This window comes from Microbulbifer sp. THAF38 (assembly GCF_009363535.1).
Taxonomy (GTDB): Bacteria; Pseudomonadota; Gammaproteobacteria; order Pseudomonadales; family Cellvibrionaceae; genus Microbulbifer.
Window position 1 is genome coordinate 1,875,112 of record NZ_CP045369.1, and the last position, 17,763, is coordinate 1,892,874.

At 54.1% G+C, this 17,763-nt stretch carries 14 protein-coding genes; 12 read left to right on the plus strand and 2 right to left on the minus strand.

Annotation, left to right across the window (positions count from 1 at the left end):
• Positions 1–409 precede the first annotated feature (409 nt).
• The 4 genes from FIU95_RS07970 to FIU95_RS07985 all read left to right on the plus strand — a co-directional run bounded on the left by FIU95_RS07970 (position 410) and on the right by FIU95_RS07985 (position 4,869).
• The gene (locus FIU95_RS07970; RefSeq protein WP_152453094.1) at positions 410–1,714 is read left to right on the plus strand and encodes an NAD-dependent epimerase/dehydratase family protein; all 1,305 of its coding nucleotides are present in this window, start codon (positions 410–412) and stop codon (positions 1,712–1,714) included.
• 19 nt (positions 1,715–1,733) lie between these two features.
• Complete coding sequence (locus tag FIU95_RS07975) at positions 1,734–3,038, plus strand: condensation domain-containing protein (protein ID WP_152453095.1); 1,305 nt, start codon at positions 1,734–1,736, stop codon at positions 3,036–3,038.
• Positions 3,039–3,199: 161 nt separating this feature from the next.
• Positions 3,200–3,943 (plus strand): glycosyltransferase, encoded by a 744-nt coding sequence (locus FIU95_RS07980; protein ID WP_253868963.1) that lies wholly within the window; start codon positions 3,200–3,202, stop codon positions 3,941–3,943.
• On the plus strand, positions 3,940–4,869 hold the full coding sequence (locus FIU95_RS07985) for an NAD(P)-dependent oxidoreductase (RefSeq protein WP_172975352.1): 930 nt from the start codon (positions 3,940–3,942) through the stop codon (positions 4,867–4,869). Before FIU95_RS07980 ends, FIU95_RS07985 begins: the two co-directional genes overlap by 4 nt.
• 30 nt (positions 4,870–4,899) lie before the next feature.
• On the opposite strand, the gene FIU95_RS07990 is transcribed toward FIU95_RS07985, so the two are convergent.
• Both FIU95_RS07990 and FIU95_RS07995 read right to left on the minus strand, forming a co-directional pair.
• A complete protein-coding gene (locus tag FIU95_RS07990; protein WP_152453098.1) occupies positions 4,900–5,625 on the minus strand; it encodes a UDP-2,3-diacylglucosamine diphosphatase in 726 nt (241 codons plus the stop codon).
• Between the two features lie 35 nt (positions 5,626–5,660).
• Positions 5,661–6,170, minus strand: coding sequence for a peptidylprolyl isomerase (locus FIU95_RS07995; RefSeq protein WP_152453099.1), 510 nt, complete (start codon positions 6,168–6,170; stop codon positions 5,661–5,663).
• A 212-nt stretch (positions 6,171–6,382) separates the two neighbouring features.
• Between FIU95_RS07995 and FIU95_RS08000 the strand changes: the two genes are divergently transcribed.
• The 8 genes from FIU95_RS08000 to FIU95_RS08035 all read left to right on the plus strand — a co-directional run bounded on the left by FIU95_RS08000 (position 6,383) and on the right by FIU95_RS08035 (position 17,670).
• Complete coding sequence (locus FIU95_RS08000) at positions 6,383–8,056, plus strand: glutamine--tRNA ligase/YqeY domain fusion protein (RefSeq protein WP_152453100.1); 1,674 nt, start codon at positions 6,383–6,385, stop codon at positions 8,054–8,056.
• An 87-nt stretch (positions 8,057–8,143) separates the two neighbouring features.
• Positions 8,144–9,520, plus strand: coding sequence for a cysteine--tRNA ligase (gene cysS, locus FIU95_RS08005; protein ID WP_152453101.1), 1,377 nt, complete (start codon positions 8,144–8,146; stop codon positions 9,518–9,520).
• A 110-nt stretch (positions 9,521–9,630) separates the two neighbouring features.
• Complete coding sequence (locus FIU95_RS08010; RefSeq protein ID WP_152453102.1) at positions 9,631–9,819, plus strand: DUF3012 domain-containing protein; 189 nt, start codon at positions 9,631–9,633, stop codon at positions 9,817–9,819.
• 15 nt (positions 9,820–9,834) lie between these two features.
• Entirely contained in the window at positions 9,835–11,262 is a 1,428-nt protein-coding gene (locus FIU95_RS08015) for a Wadjet anti-phage system protein JetA family protein (RefSeq protein ID WP_152453103.1), read from the plus strand.
• Positions 11,255–11,992: a DUF4194 domain-containing protein gene (locus FIU95_RS08020; RefSeq protein WP_152453104.1), complete on the plus strand. Its 738-nt coding sequence runs from the start codon at positions 11,255–11,257 to the stop codon at positions 11,990–11,992. Before FIU95_RS08015 ends, FIU95_RS08020 begins: the two co-directional genes overlap by 8 nt.
• A gap of 142 nt (positions 11,993–12,134) precedes the next feature.
• Positions 12,135–15,779 (plus strand): ATP-binding protein, encoded by a 3,645-nt coding sequence (locus FIU95_RS08025; protein ID WP_152453106.1) that lies wholly within the window; start codon positions 12,135–12,137, stop codon positions 15,777–15,779.
• Between the two features lie 52 nt (positions 15,780–15,831).
• Positions 15,832–17,034: a Wadjet anti-phage system protein JetD domain-containing protein gene (locus FIU95_RS08030; RefSeq protein ID WP_152453108.1), complete on the plus strand. Its 1,203-nt coding sequence runs from the start codon at positions 15,832–15,834 to the stop codon at positions 17,032–17,034.
• A 186-nt stretch (positions 17,035–17,220) separates the two neighbouring features.
• Complete coding sequence (locus FIU95_RS08035; RefSeq protein WP_152453110.1) at positions 17,221–17,670, plus strand: capsule biosynthesis GfcC family protein; 450 nt, start codon at positions 17,221–17,223, stop codon at positions 17,668–17,670.
• Positions 17,671–17,763: the final 93 nt, after the last annotated feature.

Genomic DNA, 17,763 nt, shown 5'->3' on the forward strand with positions numbered 1-17,763 from the left:
CTGTCATTAATCGATTGGGTAGAGGTTTGGTTCAATTTGGCCTAGGCAAAGAGGATTTTGACGAAAAATAGCAGTTTCTGGGGGGGCGGCCCTTGCGCTTGAATGGCATAACCTTCTTTGCAGAACTATATTCCCTATCCGCGCCAAGCTGGTGCCTGTTGGCAATCCGATTGGCGCCATCAAACCCCAGGTTTCTGCACAAGGCTCTGGGTTTCTCTAGGATTCTAAGGGGGAGCGCTTTTTTCTCACAGTACTCCCTTTGGCCGAATGGATGGGTGGATTGTAGGCGCTAATCAGTGACACCACCCACTAGCTGGTCAATAGCCAGCGGTCGCCTGGTCAGTGGTCTTGTATATTATTTATTCATAGCTTTCGGTATTTGGCGCGAATTTTCTCTGGGGAGGCAAATATGCGGCAAAACGGTAATGCCCGCATTTTGGTATTGGGTGGTGACGGATTCTGTGGCTGGCCTACGGCACTGTATTTATCGAGGCAGGGTTACGCTGTCACTATCGTGGATAATTTTTCACGACGCCTTATCGATGAGGAATTGGGGGTGGAATCCCTGACGCCTATCGAGAGTATTGGGCAACGTATTCAATGCTGGTGGGAGATGACCGGGCTCAATATTGGGCTGCATAGGCTGGATCTTGCCTGTGATTATGACCCCCTTGTGGAGTTGATTACAGAGACCCGGCCTGCTGCGATTGTGCATTTTGCCGAGCAGCGCGCTGCGCCATATTCCATGAAATCCTCGCGTCACAAGCGTTACACAGTTTCCAACAATATCAATGCCACCAATAATCTTCTCGCTGCCCTGGTGGATGCGGGTGTCGATACGCATGTCGTCCATCTCGGTACTATGGGGGTTTACGGTTACGGCTCTGCGGGAATGAAGATTCCAGAGGGCTACCTGGATGTGGAAATACCCCTGGAAAATGGACAGAGGGTTTCCCAGCAGATTCTCTATCCGACCAACCCAGGCAGTATTTATCACCTGACCAAGTCCCAGGATCAGCTGCTCTTTGCCTACTACAACAAAAACGATGGTGTGCGCGTTACGGATTTACACCAGGGGATCGTTTGGGGAACTCAAACTGCAGAAACTTCCCTGGATGAACGCTTAATCAACCGCTTTGACTACGACGGGGATTACGGCACTGTACTGAACCGTTTTCTAATGCAGGCTGCTACTGGCCATGAATTGACGGTTCATGGCACTGGTGGGCAGACCCGCGCATTTATCCATATCTCCGATACGGTGCGCTGTATCCAACTGGCGATCGATTCCCCTCCCGCTGCGGGTGAGCGTGTGCGCATTATGAACCAGATGACCGAAACCCATCGGGTACGCGATCTCGCCAAGATGATTGCCGATGCCAGTGGAGCCAAGGTGGCCTTTGTCGATAACCCCCGCAACGAGGCCGCAGAGAACGAGTTATTTGTGGAGAATGACAGTCTGTGTAACCTGGGCTTGAAGCCAACCTTCCTGGCTCAGGGACTGATGGAGGAAATCTCTGAAGTTGCCGGAAAATATGCGCACCGCTCTAATCCCGACCTGATCCCATGTCGCTCCTACTGGCGAACAGCAAAAAACCAAGAAAGTTCTCTTGGTGAAGGTATTGGTACAGATACTGAGGATAGTGCTGAGGCACCACACCTGCGCCAGGTATTGGGTGGGGCACAGAATTTGATTGGGCCCACTAGCTCATAGCCGGCAATAGGCGCTCCCCATGCCAGGCTGGGATTGCTCCACCCATGTGCCTCTGTCAATTACTGAACAGAGCATTTACAACTTGAATCACCGCAAGGTGTTGGCTGACCTGATTACCCGTGCCATGCGCATCAAGGGCGATGTGGATGTCGAGTTGTTTGAGCGGGCCATTCCGTTGGTTGTAAATTCCTATCCTATTTTTCGTTGCCGCTATCATGATGAGCCGGCAGTTCGAAGCTTTGACGATATCGAGCTGGACTATATGGATATTCGTCATATGAGCGAGGCGCATATAACCAGTTTCCTGCGTCAGTTCAGTAGTTCGCCCATGGATTTAATTTCGGATCAACTACTTGGTCTCAGTCTTTTTCGGACCGGCGAAGATGAATATATTTTCTTGATCAAGTGTCACCACATTATTACCGATGGTATTAGTCTTTCACTGTTGTGGGCAGAATCCCTGACTGCTTACCTGACCATGGAAGCTGGGAAGCCTTATAGGCCTCGGGGAGAAGCTACGGATTTTGCTGACTATATCAATTTTGAAGACACCTATCTCGAATCGGAGCGTGGGCAAAAAGCCAGATATTACTGGCGTAACAAGTTGGAGCTACAGCATGAGGCTGTTTGGCAGGCCTCGCATCAAGAAATTGTTTCAATCATTTGTAAGGAGGCGACCCTCAATATTGAGGGCAGAGAGTTCGAGGAAATCCAGGCCAATGCCGGCGATGCAAAGGTCAGTCTGTTTGCCTACTTGTGTGCCGCTTACCAACAAACTCTATGTGAATTTCTTCACCATGACTTTTGGCTGAATACCAGCCTGTCACTGCGTCTAAAGCTAGAACACCGGTATATTCTGGGGCCCATGTTTCGTTATGGAAATCTTTCCGTTTGCAGGAATGAATCCTGGCCGGAAAAGCTCACCCGGCTGTCGCAGGAGATCAAACGTGCAGTGCGCACGGCCTATGCTGCAGACTCTATCGGCCCTCATGGCAGTATCGGCCATAACCTTAATGCCTCCAGTTGTTTCCTGGTTAGTTTTCTTCAGACCGAAGAGCATCATGAAGGCTTTAGTGCTGTATATACCGGTGAAACTTCAGACTGGGTGGAAGTTGGCGAGAAATTGAAAATACATACGACTCCACTGCCCACACGTTTAACCCCTTACGGAATTTATCTTTCAATAGCGGCTTATGGGGGCCAGCTTCGGGCGAGCTTTATCTATAATGTGAACTGTTTCAGTCTAAAACAGGTGGAGTGTATTATGGATCGATGGCGTCTTCGCGCGATCCATGGCTCGCAAGAAAAAATGCCCCCTCTATGATCCATCCCATAGGTTTTTTCTGAGCATTTGGCAGTGCGTCCCCCCTAATGAGTATCAAGTAGTGTGCAGTTGTCGTCATGTCTCATTGTGCCTTTGTTACCCTCATTAATAGCCCAGAGTATGTGACTGGTGCAGTCGCTCTAAAACGCTCATTGGAGAGGGTGGGAAGTATCTATCCTCTAGTTACAATGGTGGTCGCCGATTGCGTTAATACAGGGCGGCTGGAATCTTCTGGATGCTTGGTGCGGGAGGTCAACCTGCCGGATTTTTCCGAAGCATTTATTCAGCGTCATGAGCGCGAGAGGTTACACCGGCGTGCGCCTTTCGATAAAGGGAATAAGCCTAGGTTTCATGTTCCATTGAATAATTTTTGCAAGCTGGCTCTTTGGCGCTTGGAGGAATATGACAAACTCGTGTTTCTCGACGCAGATGTTCTAGTGCTTCGCAATATTGATCACCTGATGGATTACCCCGAGTTTTGTGCTGCACCTAACCTCTATGAAGACTTGGATGGCTTTGGGCGGATGAATTCCGGCTTATTTACTGCCGTACCCTGTGAGGGCACGTATCAAAAAATGCTGAAATTGCTGGATCGACCAGGCGTATTTTGGCGTCGCACCGACCAAACTTTTTTACAGGCGTTTTTTCCCCGCTGGCACGGTATACCTTATATCTACAATGCTTTGCAGTATCTGTATCTGAACTTACCTCAATTGTGGCTGTGGAGCAGTATTCATGTGATTCACTATCAATACGAAAAGCCTTGGCAAAAGGACCATGGGAAAGCGGAACAGCTCAGACCGCTGATCGAGTTGTGGTGGGCTGTCAATCAGGGGCGCGATATCGGTTTGAGAATCGAGCAGCTTGCCCGTGAGCAGCGCCAATCGTCGGGTGGTGCCTTGTGAATATCGGTATCACTGGCGCTAGTGGTTATGTCGGGCAATTTATTGTTCGCTACTTTCTCGATCATGGTTACAAGGTGCGGGCAATGTCCCGTTCGGGGCGCAAGTCAGGCTTATTTCCCTTTGCTGCGGGCAGTAACTTTGAGTGGGTTGCTGGCGATATGGTAGATCGCAGTGTTTTATCCAAATTTGTGAGGGGGCTTAATGCGATAGTGCATTGCGCCTATGACCATTTGCCCGGCCGTTATCGAGGTGGGGAGGGGGAAAACCTCTCCAGGTATCTCGATTCCAATTTGAACAGCACGCTGCTGTTGATGCAGGTGGCTCACTCTGCTGCCGTGGATAAATTTGTTTTTATTTCCAGTAGGGCGGTGTACGCGACGGGGTGTTTGCGCGGCAGTTTGTACGAGCATCAGGCGGTGCGGCCCGATACATTTTATGGGGCATATAAATCGGCGGTGGAGGCGATGGTCTGTGCCTGGGCTCAGCAGCGCCAATGGCATGCGGTTTCCCTGCGCCTCACCGGAGTCTATGGCGTGGTAAATCCTCTGGAGCGCAGCAAGTGGTATGACATTGCCCGTGCGGTGGTCAGTGGGGAGCCCTATACCCAGGCCAGAGTTGCCACGGAGGTACATGGAGAAGATGTAGCCCGAGCGGTAGAGTTGGTGCTGTCTGAGGAGGATGCCCGGGGCCGGGCAGTAAATTGCAGCGATCGCCTGGTGAGCTATCGGGAAGTGGCTGAGATTTTGCAGTCCATGTTAGGAACACGTAGCCCTCTGCCCCCAGAGCCTCGGGAAGAGCCGCCAACGGTAATGGACTGTGCCTATTTGCAAGGCAAGGGCTTCAAGTTTGGCGGGGCAGAGCGCTTGCGACACAGCCTGCGCCTACTGGCGGAAGCTGTGAAGCTCGAGCAAAGACTCTACCACTAGCGGGCGTAGCGATGGGGTGGTGGTTTGGGCTCAGCCGATTGGCCAGTGCATCAGTTCCAATGTTTCGCCGTTCGCTTTCAGGCACCAGGCATTGTGATCCCAGTCTCCCAGTACAATGCGCTCCGCAGGGGCATCATCAATGGAGAAGGGGTGGCGGCCCGGCCTGTGGGTGTGGCCGTGGATCAGAGTGTTCGCGTTGTATTCACGCATCACTTTTTCCACTTCCTCAGGGGTGACATCCATGATGTCTTCCGCTTTGCGGCTGTTCATGGCTTTGGACGCGGCGCGAATCTGTGCGGCGATAGCGCGGCGCTCTTCCAAAGGCTTGGCCAGCAACCCCTGCTGCCAGTTGGGGTCCCGCGCCTGGCGACGGAAAGCCATGTACTCCTCATCGCGAGTGCAGAGGCTGTCGCCGTGCATCAGTAAGACTTGCTGACCTGCCAGAGTGAGGGTGGTTGGGTCCTGCAGCAATATTGCCCCTGTGCGCAAGGCAAAATCCGCACCGAGCAGGAAATCGCGGTTGCCGTGCATCAGATACAGTTCCACCCCGGTGCCACTGTAGTGGCTCAACTCCCGTACCACTTCATTGATCAGGGGGGCATCGTCGTCATCGCCAATCCAGGCCTCGAAGAAGTCGCCGAGAATATATAGTGCCTCGGCACCGGCGGCAGGGCCGCGCAGGAAATCAAAGAAAGCCTGGGTAATCTCTGGACGGCTCTCATCGAGGTGCAGATCGGAAATAAAATAAATAGACAATGTCCCCGCCTTAAAGCCTAAATGGGCTCGAAAAATTACTTATCTGCGTAGTCGTCAGAAATGCTGATGCCGGTGATTTCGATGGTTTCCAGAGGTACGTCCTGGTGGAAACCCTTGCTGCCGGTTTTTACACTCTTGATCTTGTTGACCACGTCCATACCGTTGGCCACTTTACCAAACACGCAGTAACCCCAGCCCTGGGTGTCCTTGCTGCGGAAGTTCAGGAAGTCGTTGTCCTTTACATTGATAAAGAACTGGGAGCTGGCGGAGTGTGGGTCCATGGTGCGGGCCATGGCCAGGGTGCCGGTGTCATTCTTCAGGCCGTTGTCCGCTTCGTTTTCAATGGACTCACGGGTTTCTTTCTGCTCCATGTCCGGGGTCATACCGCCGCCCTGAATCATGAAGTTGTCGATCACCCGGTGGAAAATGGTCCCAGTGTAAAAATCATCACGGCAGTACTGCAGGAAGTTGGCTGCAGTCTTTGGGGCCTTGTCGAAATCCAGTTCGATAGCAATATCTCCGTGGGTAGTGTGCAAGGTGATCATAAAATGTCCTATGAGGGTTGATTTCGGCCGGCATGATACCTTTTCGTCAGGAGCTGTAAAACGCCGAGTCACGATATCATAATGGATTGCCTAAAAAGTGTGCGCCAACAGTAAAAATCATCGCCTGACGCTCAGCTAAATAGGATATTCTGTGGCTCAACTAGGGTATAATTCGCCGTTTATGTTCGCACAGCTGTAAATAAGAGAATCCTATGACATCCGAGAGCAAGCCCGCTCACTTTTTACAGAACCTAATTCGCGAAGACCTGGCAGAGGGCCGGGTATCCCAGGTGGCAACCCGCTTTCCACCGGAGCCGAATGGATATCTACATATTGGACACGCCAAATCCATCTGCCTGAACTTTGGTTTGGCGCAGGAGTTTGGCGGCACCTGTAATTTACGTTTTGATGACACCAACCCGGCTAAGGAAGAGGAAGAGTTTGTCGATGCGATCAAGCGCGACGTCTCCTGGCTCGGTTTCGAGTGGAATGGTCAGGCAAAGTACTCCTCGGATAATTTTGATCAACTGTACGAGTGGGCACTGCACCTGCTTAAAGCCGGAAAGGCCTACGTCTGCGATCTGTCTGCAGAAGAAGCCCGTCACTACCGCGGCACGCTCAAGGAGCCGGGTAAAAACAGCCCCTACCGCGAAAGAGCCGTGGAAGAAAACCTGGCGTTGTTTGAAAAGATGCGCAATGGCGAAATGGAAGAGGGCCAGTGCAGTCTGCGCGCCAAGATCGATATGGCCGCGCCCAATATCAATCTGCGCGACCCGATTATTTACCGCATCAAAAAAATGGCTCACCACCAGACCGGTGATAAGTGGTGCATTTATCCCAGCTACGATTTTGCCCATGGCCAGTGTGATGCGATTGAGGGTATCAGCCACTCTATCTGTACCCTGGAATTCGAAGATCACAAGCCGCTGTACGACTGGCTGATCGAGAACCTGCCGGTGCCATCGCGCCCGCGTCAGTACGAATTTGCACGCCTGCACCTCAACTACACCGTGGTATCCAAGCGCAAGCTCAAGCAGCTGGTCGATGAAGGTCATGTAGATGGCTGGGATGATCCCCGCATGCCGACCCTGTCCGGTATGCGCCGACGCGGCTTTACCCCGGCTTCCATTCGTAACTTCTGCGAGATGATCGGTGTAACCCGCTCCGACTCCGTCGTTGATGTGGGCATGCTGGAATACAGCATTCGCGACGATCTGGATAAAAATGCACCGCGCGCCATGTGCGTGATGGAGCCTTTGAAGATCACCCTGAAAAATTACCCGGAAGGTCAGGAAGAGCTGCTGTCAGCACCGGGCCACCCAGTGCGCAACGATCTGCCGGCCCGTGAACTTCCGTTTGGCCGTACTCTCTATATTGAGAAAGAGGATTTTCGCGAAGAGGCCAACAAGAAGTACAAGCGCCTGGTGCTGGGTAAAAAAGTTCGCCTGCGCAACGCCTATGTCATTTTTGCCGAAGAAGTGGTGAAGAACGATGCCGGCGAAATTGTAGAAGTGATCTGCTCGGTTGATCTGGATACCCTGGGTAAAGACCCGGCCGACGGCGTTAAGCCGAAGGGCGTGATTCACTGGGTCTCTGCGGACAACAATGTCGATTGCGAAGTCCGCCTCTACGATCGCCTGTTCAACGATGCGGCGCCGGATGCCGGCGGTAAGAACTTCCTAGACTGTGTAAACCCGGACAACCTGCAAATCCTAAAAGGCTGTAAGGCGGAAATCGGCCTGGCTAAAGCGGAGCCGGAGCAGGGCTACCAGTTTGAGCGCAATGGCTACTTCTGTCGCGACAGTAAGTACGGCAGCGCAGAAGCGCCGGTGTTTAACCGCACTATTGGTCTGCGCGACAGCTGGGCCAAAGAGCAAAACAAATAGCAAAGCGGAGAGCTGCCCGAGCGGCAGTTTTCGCGGTTGGGCCAGGGGCTGGCCCAGCCACACAGCAAAAAGAATTTGAGAGAAAAGATGTCTCTACAGGTTTACAACACGTTTTCCGGGAAGAAAGAACCCTTCGTACCACTGGTGGAAGATCAGGTGCGCATGTATGTGTGTGGCCCCACCGTGTACAACCGCGTGCATATTGGCAATGCCCGCCCTGTGGTGGTGTTTGACACCCTGTACCGGGTACTGAAAAGAAACTTCAGCGATGTGATTTACGCGCGCAATATCACCGATATTGACGATAAAATCATGAAAACCGCGCGGGATAACGGCGAGGAAATCGGCGTGCTGTCGGCGCGTTATGCCCAGGCTTACTACGAGGATATGGCCGCGCTCAATAACCTGGAGCCGGATATTGTCCCCTACGCTACCCAGCACTTGCCGGAAATGATCGCGATGATCGAAAGCCTGCTGGAGAAGGGCCACGCTTACGCCGCCGAGGGCCATGTGTTGTTCGCGGTGGAGTCCATGCAGGAATACGGTCAGCTGTCCAAGCGCTCCCTCGACGATATGCTCGCCGGTGCGCGCGTGGAAGTAGCGCCTTATAAAAAATACGCCGGTGACTTCGTATTGTGGAAGCCCTCCTCAGAAGAAGAGCCCGGTTGGGACAGTCCCTGGGGGCGTGGTCGTCCTGGTTGGCACCTGGAGTGCTCGGCCATGATCAAGAAGCACCTGGGTGACACCATTGATATTCACGGTGGCGGTCGCGACCTGACTTTCCCCCACCATGAAAACGAGCGCGCCCAAAGCTGCTGCGCCAATGGCGTGGATTTTGTGCGCTACTGGATGCACAACGGCTACGTGAATATCGACGGCGAGAAGATGTCCAAGTCCCTGGGTAACTTCCGCATGGTCAAAGACCTGTTGGCACTTTACCCTGGCGAAGTACTGCGCTTCGCACTGCTATCTGCCCACTACCGTTCAGAGCTGAATTTCAGTGCTGACCTGCTTGACCAGGCTTGGCGCACCCTGGACACCCTCTACGGTGCACTGCGTGAAACGGAAGCGGTTGAGGCTGAAGCGGCAGATCTTAACGACACCGCCTTTATCAAGGCGTTGGAAGACGATCTGAATACGCCGATCGCCATCAGCGAGTTGCACCAGATCGCCCGCGATTTGAACAAGGCCGAAGACGCCGATAAAGCGCGCCTGAAAGGTTTGTTGCTGGCGGCCGGTGAAATGCTTGGCATTTTGCAGCAAGACCCGGAAGCCTGGTTCAAGCAGGCCCGCGGTGGCGAAGAAACGATTTCCGCAGAGGAAATTGAAGCGCTGATTGAAGAGCGTGTGCAGAGCAAGAAAAACCGTGACTTTGCCCGCGCCGATGAGATTCGCGAAGAGTTAAAATCCAAAGGTGTGGTGCTTGAGGATAGCCGCGAGGGCACTAAGTGGCGCCGCGAGTAGGGCGCCTCTTACCCCTAAACTAGATCCTTAAACTACGCTCACTGATTTCTCCCTGGCTGGTCGCAGCTGGGGAGAAAAAGCCATTCGAATTTCATTTGTAGAAGCGAACCATGAAAAAAGTACTCGTTCTGATCTGCTCCGCTGCAGCCCTTGTCGCACTGACCGCCTGTGAGCCCAAGCGCGGCTCCGATGCTTGGTGTGAAAAAATGGATAAAGTGCCCAAGGGCCAATGGACCCTGGATGATGGACGCGACTACACCAAGTACTGCGTCTTCAACCAAAAGCCGGAAGAGGAATAAGCGAGCCTATAGTCGTTGTTCTTCGTCGATTCTTACCAGCACTTTTTCCGCCCGCTGACCGGTAAATACCGCGAACAGGTGGTTGAGTGCTTACGTCTTTTGTATGAGCGTCTGTACACCGCCAAGGCTGACTACGGTGAGTCTTTGCTGCGCGAACAGATTCTGGAAATTTTTGCCGAGGCCCTGACCCGCGCGCCCCAGCTCGATAGCGAGGACGGCGTGCAGGACCCCGAGGGCCGCTTCCGCAACCTGCGCGATCAGGCCGTCTGGGTACTAAACAGCCTGGTGGAATTCGGTTGGCTGGAGAAGCAGGTGGATAGCGCCACGCTCACCGCTACTTATCCGTTTAGCCGCCGGGGCCGCCTTTTCACTCAGCCGCTAGTGGAAGTGAACGGCACTCGCGTGCGCACCCGCCACCGCAATACCCGCAACACCTTAAATGCCCTGGAAGCTTTTGCCAGCCGAGGTGAAATCCACGACTTGATCGATGCTTGGGAATACTCCGAGCGTATCGTGGCGGACTTCACCGATATGATTGCCGAGCTGGAAGAGCGCAAGCGGGAAATGGTGCGGGAGGTGGAAGCCCAGTTACTGGTGCAGCAGGCTACCGATGAGTTTTTCTCCTTTATGGAGAGCCGCTTTCAGCCGGACCTGGCTATCCGCCTTTCTGCGGACAGCGTGGAGAAGCATCGCGATTCCATCAACCGGGTGATTGACTGCATTCGCCGCAAAGAGGATATGCAGAAAGCGGAGTGGGAAAAGCGCCTGCGTCAATTCTTGCCGGAATTGGTGGAGCAGGGGCAGTCTTTATTGTGGTTGATGCTCGATACCATCGAGGACCGCATGCGCCGCGCCTGCGAGGTGAAGCTGCCTGCACTGCGCCGCGCCCTACAGGGCTTTACCAAGCGCGCCGATATTATTATTCGCCAGCTCAGCTACCTACACAGCCAGGCCGAGGGCGAGTTTGCCGACCTGTGCCAGCGACTCGGCGAAAGCCAGCAAAAAACACAAATTCTCGAGCAGCTGGGTGAAGAGCTGGGCGGTTTTCAGCTGCGCCTGTTTGACCCCAAGCAAACCCAGCTGTGGCAGCGCAATCGCCGCCAGCCGGTCAATACCCGGGTCGAAGATGAAACCCCCATCGGTGAAGAAAACCGCCGCGAGATCGAGCTACAGCAAATGCTCGACCAGGCGTTTAACTTTAACAACAGTCACCTGCGCGATTACTTGAGTGATGCCCTCGGCACCGGCCGTCAGATCAACAGCCGCAACCTGCCATTGCGCGATGCGCGTGATCTGCTCGCTATGAGTCATGTGATCGAAGCGGCGGCGGTGAACCAGAGCGGCGCCGCCGAGTTGCAAGTGAAATTTACCGGTGAAATCGCCAGCAATGATTATTTCACCGAGTTTGACGAATATATCCTGGAGCTGAAAAACAGTGATTGAACAGGCTTTGGAAGAGGCTCTGGCGCAGTGTCGCCTGAATCGCAGTGAATTCTCCGAGCTGATGGTGCGCCTGTTGGATTACGGTGTGATCTGCCGGGATGAAAGTGTAATTGAAACTACCCTTTACGATCGTTTCCAGCGCTGTGAGCCGTTGGTGCGCGAGTGGTTGGCCCCCTTGGGGTTGCGATTGCAGCACGACAGCCGATTCCAGTTTATCCGCGTATACCCACCCGGCGCTGAGGTGCCCGGTCTGCCGGATCAGGAAGAGCCGCACCACGGCGGTTTCCGCGCACGCCTTAGCCAGCAGGAAGTAGCTGCGATTCTCGCCCTGCGGGTGGAGTACGACAAAGCGCTGCGGGAAGGGCAGGTGGATGAGGGTGGTTGTGCCGCGTTGTCTCTGGAAGCCCTGGAATTGGGGATGCGCAATTTGCTGAAAATGTCCCTGCCTGATAAACACGCCGAGCGCAAAAACCTGCTGAAAAAATTACGCCAGCTACGCTTGGTGCAGTTCAGCAGCGAAGAAGTGGAGGCCAGTGCGGAAGTCTGGCTTCGAGTGCGCCCGACCATCGCGCACTTTGTCAGTGAGTCGGTATTGCGCCAGTTGATCGACAATGACATCCCACCGGCCTCCCACGAAGAGAAAGATGATGCTGAGGAAGAAAAACCCTCCGAACGTATAACCCCAGAAGTTGAAGACCACAGCCTGTTTGAGAGCGAAGCGGCCTCTTAGGGTGTAATAAAAATGGCCGGGACTACCGGCCAAAAAAATCGAGAAATATTCGACCGCCTGGGGCTGTGTGAGCCGCGCCCAGGAGCCTTGCAAAAGGTTGTCGGGTTCCCGCCTGCGAAAAGACTGTGTTTTTGAAAAGACTATGTTCCTAAAAAAACTGATCCTGATTAACTGGGGCAATATCCCGCAGTTGGAATATGATTTCGGCCCGATCAACCTGTTTTCCGGCGGTAACGGTTCCGGTAAAACCACGGCGGCCGATGCTATCCAGACATTGATGACTGCCGCCCACGACACCCTGTTTACCTTTAACCCGGGGCAGGATGAAACCACCCAGCGCGGGCGCGGTGGCAAGCAGGTGCGGACGCTAGCTTCCTATGTGCTGGGTTGTGACGACGGCAGCTACGCTCGTGTAGAGCCCACCGACTGTTATATCGCTGGTATTTTCCATCCCACTAGTGGTGAAGAGAGCGCAGAGCCCTTTACCGCAGTGATGGGCATCCGGGCTCACCTGGATAACAGCAGCAAGCCCGCTCAGGCCCGCCAAAGTGATTTGCGCTTTTTTGTATTCCCCGGCGAGCAATTGGTGATGGGGGATTTTGTCCGGGATTACACCGATGGCAAACACCTGCTGCCGCTGGATAAATTCAACCAGGTGCTGAGCAAACAGTTCGAAAAAGTCGAGCAGTACGATAAGAAAAAGGCCTACCTGCGCCGCCTTTACGGCGCCCTGCGCGGACGCCGCGATGCAGTCTCCGATCGCGAGGCCACGCACGCCGCGCGCACCTTTGCCAACTTTATGGCCTACAAGCCAGTAAAGAGCATCAACGATTTTGTTGCCCAGGAAGTGTTGGAAAAACGCGATCTGGGTGATGCCATCCGCTCCGTATCCGAGCTGATGAAAACCATTCACAGCATGGAACAGGAAGCCCGCCAGATTGTGGAGCGGGTCAGTTCTCTGGAGGCCATTGCCCAGTCGGTAGAGCTCTACCGGGATCAGTGGTTGCAGTTGCGGGTGCAGGAATATTTGTGCGCGCGCCACCGCCAGCAGCGGGTACAAAAAAGTTACCTGAGCGGCAAGAACGACCAGAAAAAACTGCGTAGCGATCTGGACAACAATGAGCGCGAAGTGCGCATCGCCTCCGAGCGCGTCGAGCAACTCAACGGCCAGCTGGTAGAGCTTCAAGCCCAGCGTCTGGGTATCGATGCGCTGCGCAATAAGGACGAACTGGAACAGCGTATTAACAATGCCCTGAGCCTTCTGTCCCAGCAGCACACCCCCATGTCTGCTGAAGAGGCCCGCTGGCGCGAGAACCGCGAGGCCGCCGAAGAATTATTAAACCTACTCAACTCCACCTCTGCCGAGCTGGAAATTCCCGCTTTCTCCGATAAAGCACTGGTGCAGGCGATCAAGCAGGTAGCCCGCGAGGAAGACTTGCCGGATCTGCACAAGCTGTTGGGCAAGGACTGGATTGACTTGGCCGCATTGGAGCCCCTGCGCGAGCGTGCCGCCAGCAGTGAAGCGTTGCAGAACCGCCTCTACGACCTGTTGGATAGCAGTGGTAAGGGCGGCGCCGGTAATGAGTCCTCCCCAAAGGAACAGATTGCCCAGCAGGCCTCCCGCTGGGAGCAAAAAGTGCAGCAACTGCAAAAGCAGCTGCGCACCCAGGAAAGCCGTATCCAGCACCTTCAGGCCAACCGCGTGCGCTATCCCCAATCGGTGGAAGCGGCCCTGGCCGCTATTCGTGAGCAGTGCCCGCAGGCGGAACCCCGCGTTCTTTGTGATTACGTGGAAGTGTTGGATGAGCGCTGGCAGATGGCGATTGAAGGCTATCTGGGCGGCGCGCGCTTCTCGATTATTGTTGAGCCGGAACACGAGGCTCGCGCGATTCGTATCGTGCGCAGCCTGCCGGGTCGCAACAACCGTGCCCGCGTGATTCAGGGGGATAAAGCCCGCCGTGATGCTGAGCGTCTGGAGACACCGTCCAGCTCCATTCTCGAATTGATGGAGTTCACCCATAAAACTGCTGAGCACTATTTGCGCGCCTCCTACGGTGCTGTGGTACAGGTAGAGGATGAACACGAGCTGCGCGGTACCCGTCGAGGCCTGACCGCCGACGGCATGGCCAGTGGCAATTACAGCATGTGGCGCTGCGATATGGACGATGCGGAGCTGGTATTCGGCCAGGGCGCCCGCGCTCGCGCATTGGCCGCACAGCAGCGCGCTATGGAGCAGTTGCTGGAAGAGGCCGCTCACGTCAACGAGCGCCACCAGCTCTACCGCCGTGTCACCCACGCGGTGCGTGGGTTGGCGAATATCAAGCTGTTGTCTATCGTGGATTCCGCACTGGCGGCCCAACGCGAATGGCGCAGTGCCGAGCGTGCTTTGGAAAACCTGGATCTGAAGGATTTCGAGCAGTTCGAGCAGCAAGTCGATGAACTAAAAGCCCAGCTTAAAAACCAGCAGAAGCAGTTGTCTGATCTCCAGCGCCAAACCGGCTCCCTGGAAACCAAGTTAAAGAGCAACGAAAAACTTTTGTATGCCCTGTCTGGTGAGCTGGAATCCCTGGATGATGCCGCCAGTGACAGCGAGGAGATGGTAAGGCGTATTACCGCCATCGACCCCACTTTCGATGCCGAGAAAGTGCTGGTTACTGCCGATGAACAGGTGGATCGCGCCGCAGATAACTTCGATTTCTCAGCGGATATTGAAAGCTGGCAGGGGCAGTTGGAAAAATACAGTCGCCAGCTGGATCGTGCGGTCATGGAGTACAACGCCACCTGTGCCAGCGTCGATACCCTGGTGTTTGAGCCAGACCTGAGCGGTGGCCACAAAGATAGCCTGTTCAAGTTGATCAGTGGCCTCGGTAATCAGGTGGAGACCCTGCGCAACCGCCTGAAGAATAACCTGCTGGTGGAGCGTCACGATCAACTGCTGGGATTGAAAAAATCCTTCAACACCACTTTTGTCACTCACTTGTGCCACGCTATTTACCAGTCCATTAACGACGGTAAGCGCGTGCTGGATGATCTGAACAAAGAGTTGGAGCACCACCGCTTTGGCGCGGATCGTGAGCGCTTCCGTTTCGACTACCAATGGGTAGCGGAATTTAAGGAGTACTGGAGCTTCTTTAAGGCAGTGATCGAGCTGCCGAACCTGGGTGAAGAGCAGAGCTTGTTTGATACGGATTTGGCCCCCAAGCACCGCAAAGTGCGCGATCGCTTGTTGAATATGCTGCTGAGTGAGGACGAACAGGTGGCGCGGCGCGAGCTGGATCGTATCAGTGATTACCGCAATTACCGCAGCTACGAGATCTACAAAGAACCGGAGGGCAAAGAGCCGATTGCACTTAGCCAGTACGGCACCGGTTCCGGCGGCCAGCTGGAAACCCCGGCTTATATTATCCGCTCCGCAGCGGTAACTTCCGCCTTCCGCTTTGGTGAAAGCGGCAGCCATTTACAGATGGTGCTGGTGGATGAGGCCTTTTCCAAAATGGATGAGTCCCGCTCCAAGGAAGTGATCCGTTACTTGACTGAAACCCTGGGGCTACAACTGCTGTTTATTATGCCCAGCAGTAAATCCGGGCCTTTTATGGATCTGATCTCCAATCAGTTTGTGTTTAGCAAGTGCCCCAGTGCCAAGCCCATCGGCCAGCTGAATACCCGGGTGTATGTGGATCGCAAGGTGTGCAATCAGGAGCGTATCGCCGAACTCTGGGCTAATCACCGCCGTACGATTCGCCAACAGGCATCGCTGGATTTTATGGACCTGGTAGAAGTAGATTGAACTGAGCAGGCATTTTTCGGGGGAACCCCCCCCATTGGCAGGGAGGCAACCGATGGAAAAGGCATTGCCCTATTGGGTAGAGGAAAACCCGCTGTTAATCGGTATCCTGAATTTTATTCTGGATCGGCGGGACAGCCAGCTGCAACGTGGCAAGGAAGCCCGCATCAGTTTCAGGTTGGATTTGCGCGCTGGCAGTAAACGCTGGCAAGAAGTACTTGAGCCGCTCAGGGACCCCACTCAGGATGAGCAGGAACTGTGGAGTGAGCTCCAGTACTTTGCCAGTGAGTATCAATGCTTTGCGGTAAAGCCGAATCCCAAACGGCGACCGGGTGTTGCAGAGTGGCAGGGCGCCCAGCTGATCTTTAAGGATGCCAGTGAAGAGCAGCTGCGCCTTTGGCTCGATCGCCCATCCCCCAACTTGCGCCAGTCTGCCTGGACCAGCTTACTGGAACCCTATGTCGACCGTTTTGAGAACCCCGCTGCTTTTCCCATAGAGGGGTTGGAACTCCAGCCGGGATTCGACTCCGTTGAAGAGTTGGTCTCTTGTTGGGTCTCAGTAGGCCGGGAGTTAATATTTGCTGAGCAAATCTCCTGGCGGCAATTGGCCGCGCGCTGCTTTAAAGGCGATTCCAAATATCTTGATTTACATAGTCGCCAGTCCCTGGTGCGTAACCTGTTTCCGGAACTGAGCCGAAAAATTCGCGAGCGCCAACTGTTACTTCACGCCTACCTGCCGGAACAGTTTACGCAGGTGATTTTTATAGAGAATCAAGATACTTTTATCAGCCTCGCTGAATTGCAGCCCAACCGCACGGCCCTGGTGTATAGCGAGGGTTATCAGGGCGGCGCGGAGCGGATTCGCAATCCTGGCATTGCTCGCTTTAGTACATTTAATGTGGTCGATAAAGCGTCTCGACAGCAATTTCTCCAATGGTGGTATGGCGATGACTCGAGTCCATTGCCAGTTTTTTTCTGGGGGGATCTGGACTATGAAGGCTTGCGGATTGCTGCCGCATTGAGAAGAAGCTTTCCTGAGTTACAGTGTTGGCGCCCCGGTTACGACCTATTGCTCGACTCTCTTCGCACTGGCAAAGCCCACTGCCCCGACTTGGCAGAAAAACTAGGGCAAAAACCCATCGAAATGATTGGCTGCCAATACGCGGATCAATATTTGATCCCGGCTCTCTCGACAACGACTTCTTTTGTGGACCAGGAGGCTGCCAACTTAGGTGCATTGTTGGAAACCCTTCCATAGTCTTTACGAAAGATTGCCTTTGTCGCTAATCGATAAATTTCTCTACAGTTTTATCGCCCAGTGGCCCATGCAATAGCTTCAGTCAGCTTTCAAGCTTGTTTTTTATGCGCAAGATCTCGGAAGATACAGGAAATTTACGGTAAAAATGCCCTTTAAAAATAACAAGGGAAGTTCCTGGAGATCTCTATGCGTCAGTTTTCCATTTTGGTCATTTTTGCTTTGGCCTTTGGCGGCGCCGCTGTTTTATATGAGAAGGAAAGCCGCAAAGTTAAAGGTGTGCTGACCCAGATTACCGAGCTGCAGGCGCAGATGGGGGATTTGCAGGCGGAGGTCAATCGACTTAACAGCGAGCTGGAAGCCGTGAAGCTCGCAGAGCGTCGCCGGCCGAATTTGTCCACTATGGCCAATCGCATCCGCCGGGAGTCCAACCCGTCCATGCCGCCCAAACCGGTAGTGGAAAAGCGATTCGAGCAAAAACGCTCCGCTCTGATGGCCTCCGATGTTACTACGGCCCCACCTGCAATCCGTTCGGGAGAAGGGCAGGGTGAGGGTGATGAGTGGTCGCGCCCCACTATAGATGCGGACCAGTATCAAAAGGAGACTGCGGACAAGGAAGTGTTGGACCCCTACCAGTAATTTACCTTCACCGGTTGATTCCTGCTGTAAAGCCCGCAAAATACCTGCCTCTTGGCGCACACCGTGCCAGGTATTTTGCGGGTTTGCTGTATC

Bases quoted from the DNA above. Each gene is read 5' to 3' on its own strand.
- cysS (WP_152453101.1), top strand. From the start codon at position 8,144: ATGTCTCTACAGGTTTACAACACGTTTTCCGGGAAGAAAGAACCCTTC.
- FIU95_RS08030 (WP_152453108.1), top strand. From the start codon at position 15,832: ATGGAAAAGGCATTGCCCTATTGGGTAGAGGAAAACCCGCTGTTAATC.
- FIU95_RS08025 (WP_152453106.1), top strand. From the start codon at position 12,135: ATGTTCCTAAAAAAACTGATCCTGATTAACTGGGGCAATATCCCGCAG.
- FIU95_RS08035 (WP_152453110.1), top strand. From the start codon at position 17,221: ATGCGTCAGTTTTCCATTTTGGTCATTTTTGCTTTGGCCTTTGGCGGC.
- FIU95_RS07970 (WP_152453094.1), top strand. From the start codon at position 410: ATGCGGCAAAACGGTAATGCCCGCATTTTGGTATTGGGTGGTGACGGA.
- FIU95_RS08010 (WP_152453102.1), top strand. From the start codon at position 9,631: ATGAAAAAAGTACTCGTTCTGATCTGCTCCGCTGCAGCCCTTGTCGCA.
- FIU95_RS07995 (WP_152453099.1), bottom strand. From the start codon at position 6,170: ATGATCACCTTGCACACTACCCACGGAGATATTGCTATCGAACTGGAT.
- FIU95_RS07975 (WP_152453095.1), top strand. From the start codon at position 1,734: ATGCCAGGCTGGGATTGCTCCACCCATGTGCCTCTGTCAATTACTGAA.
- FIU95_RS08000 (WP_152453100.1), top strand. From the start codon at position 6,383: ATGACATCCGAGAGCAAGCCCGCTCACTTTTTACAGAACCTAATTCGC.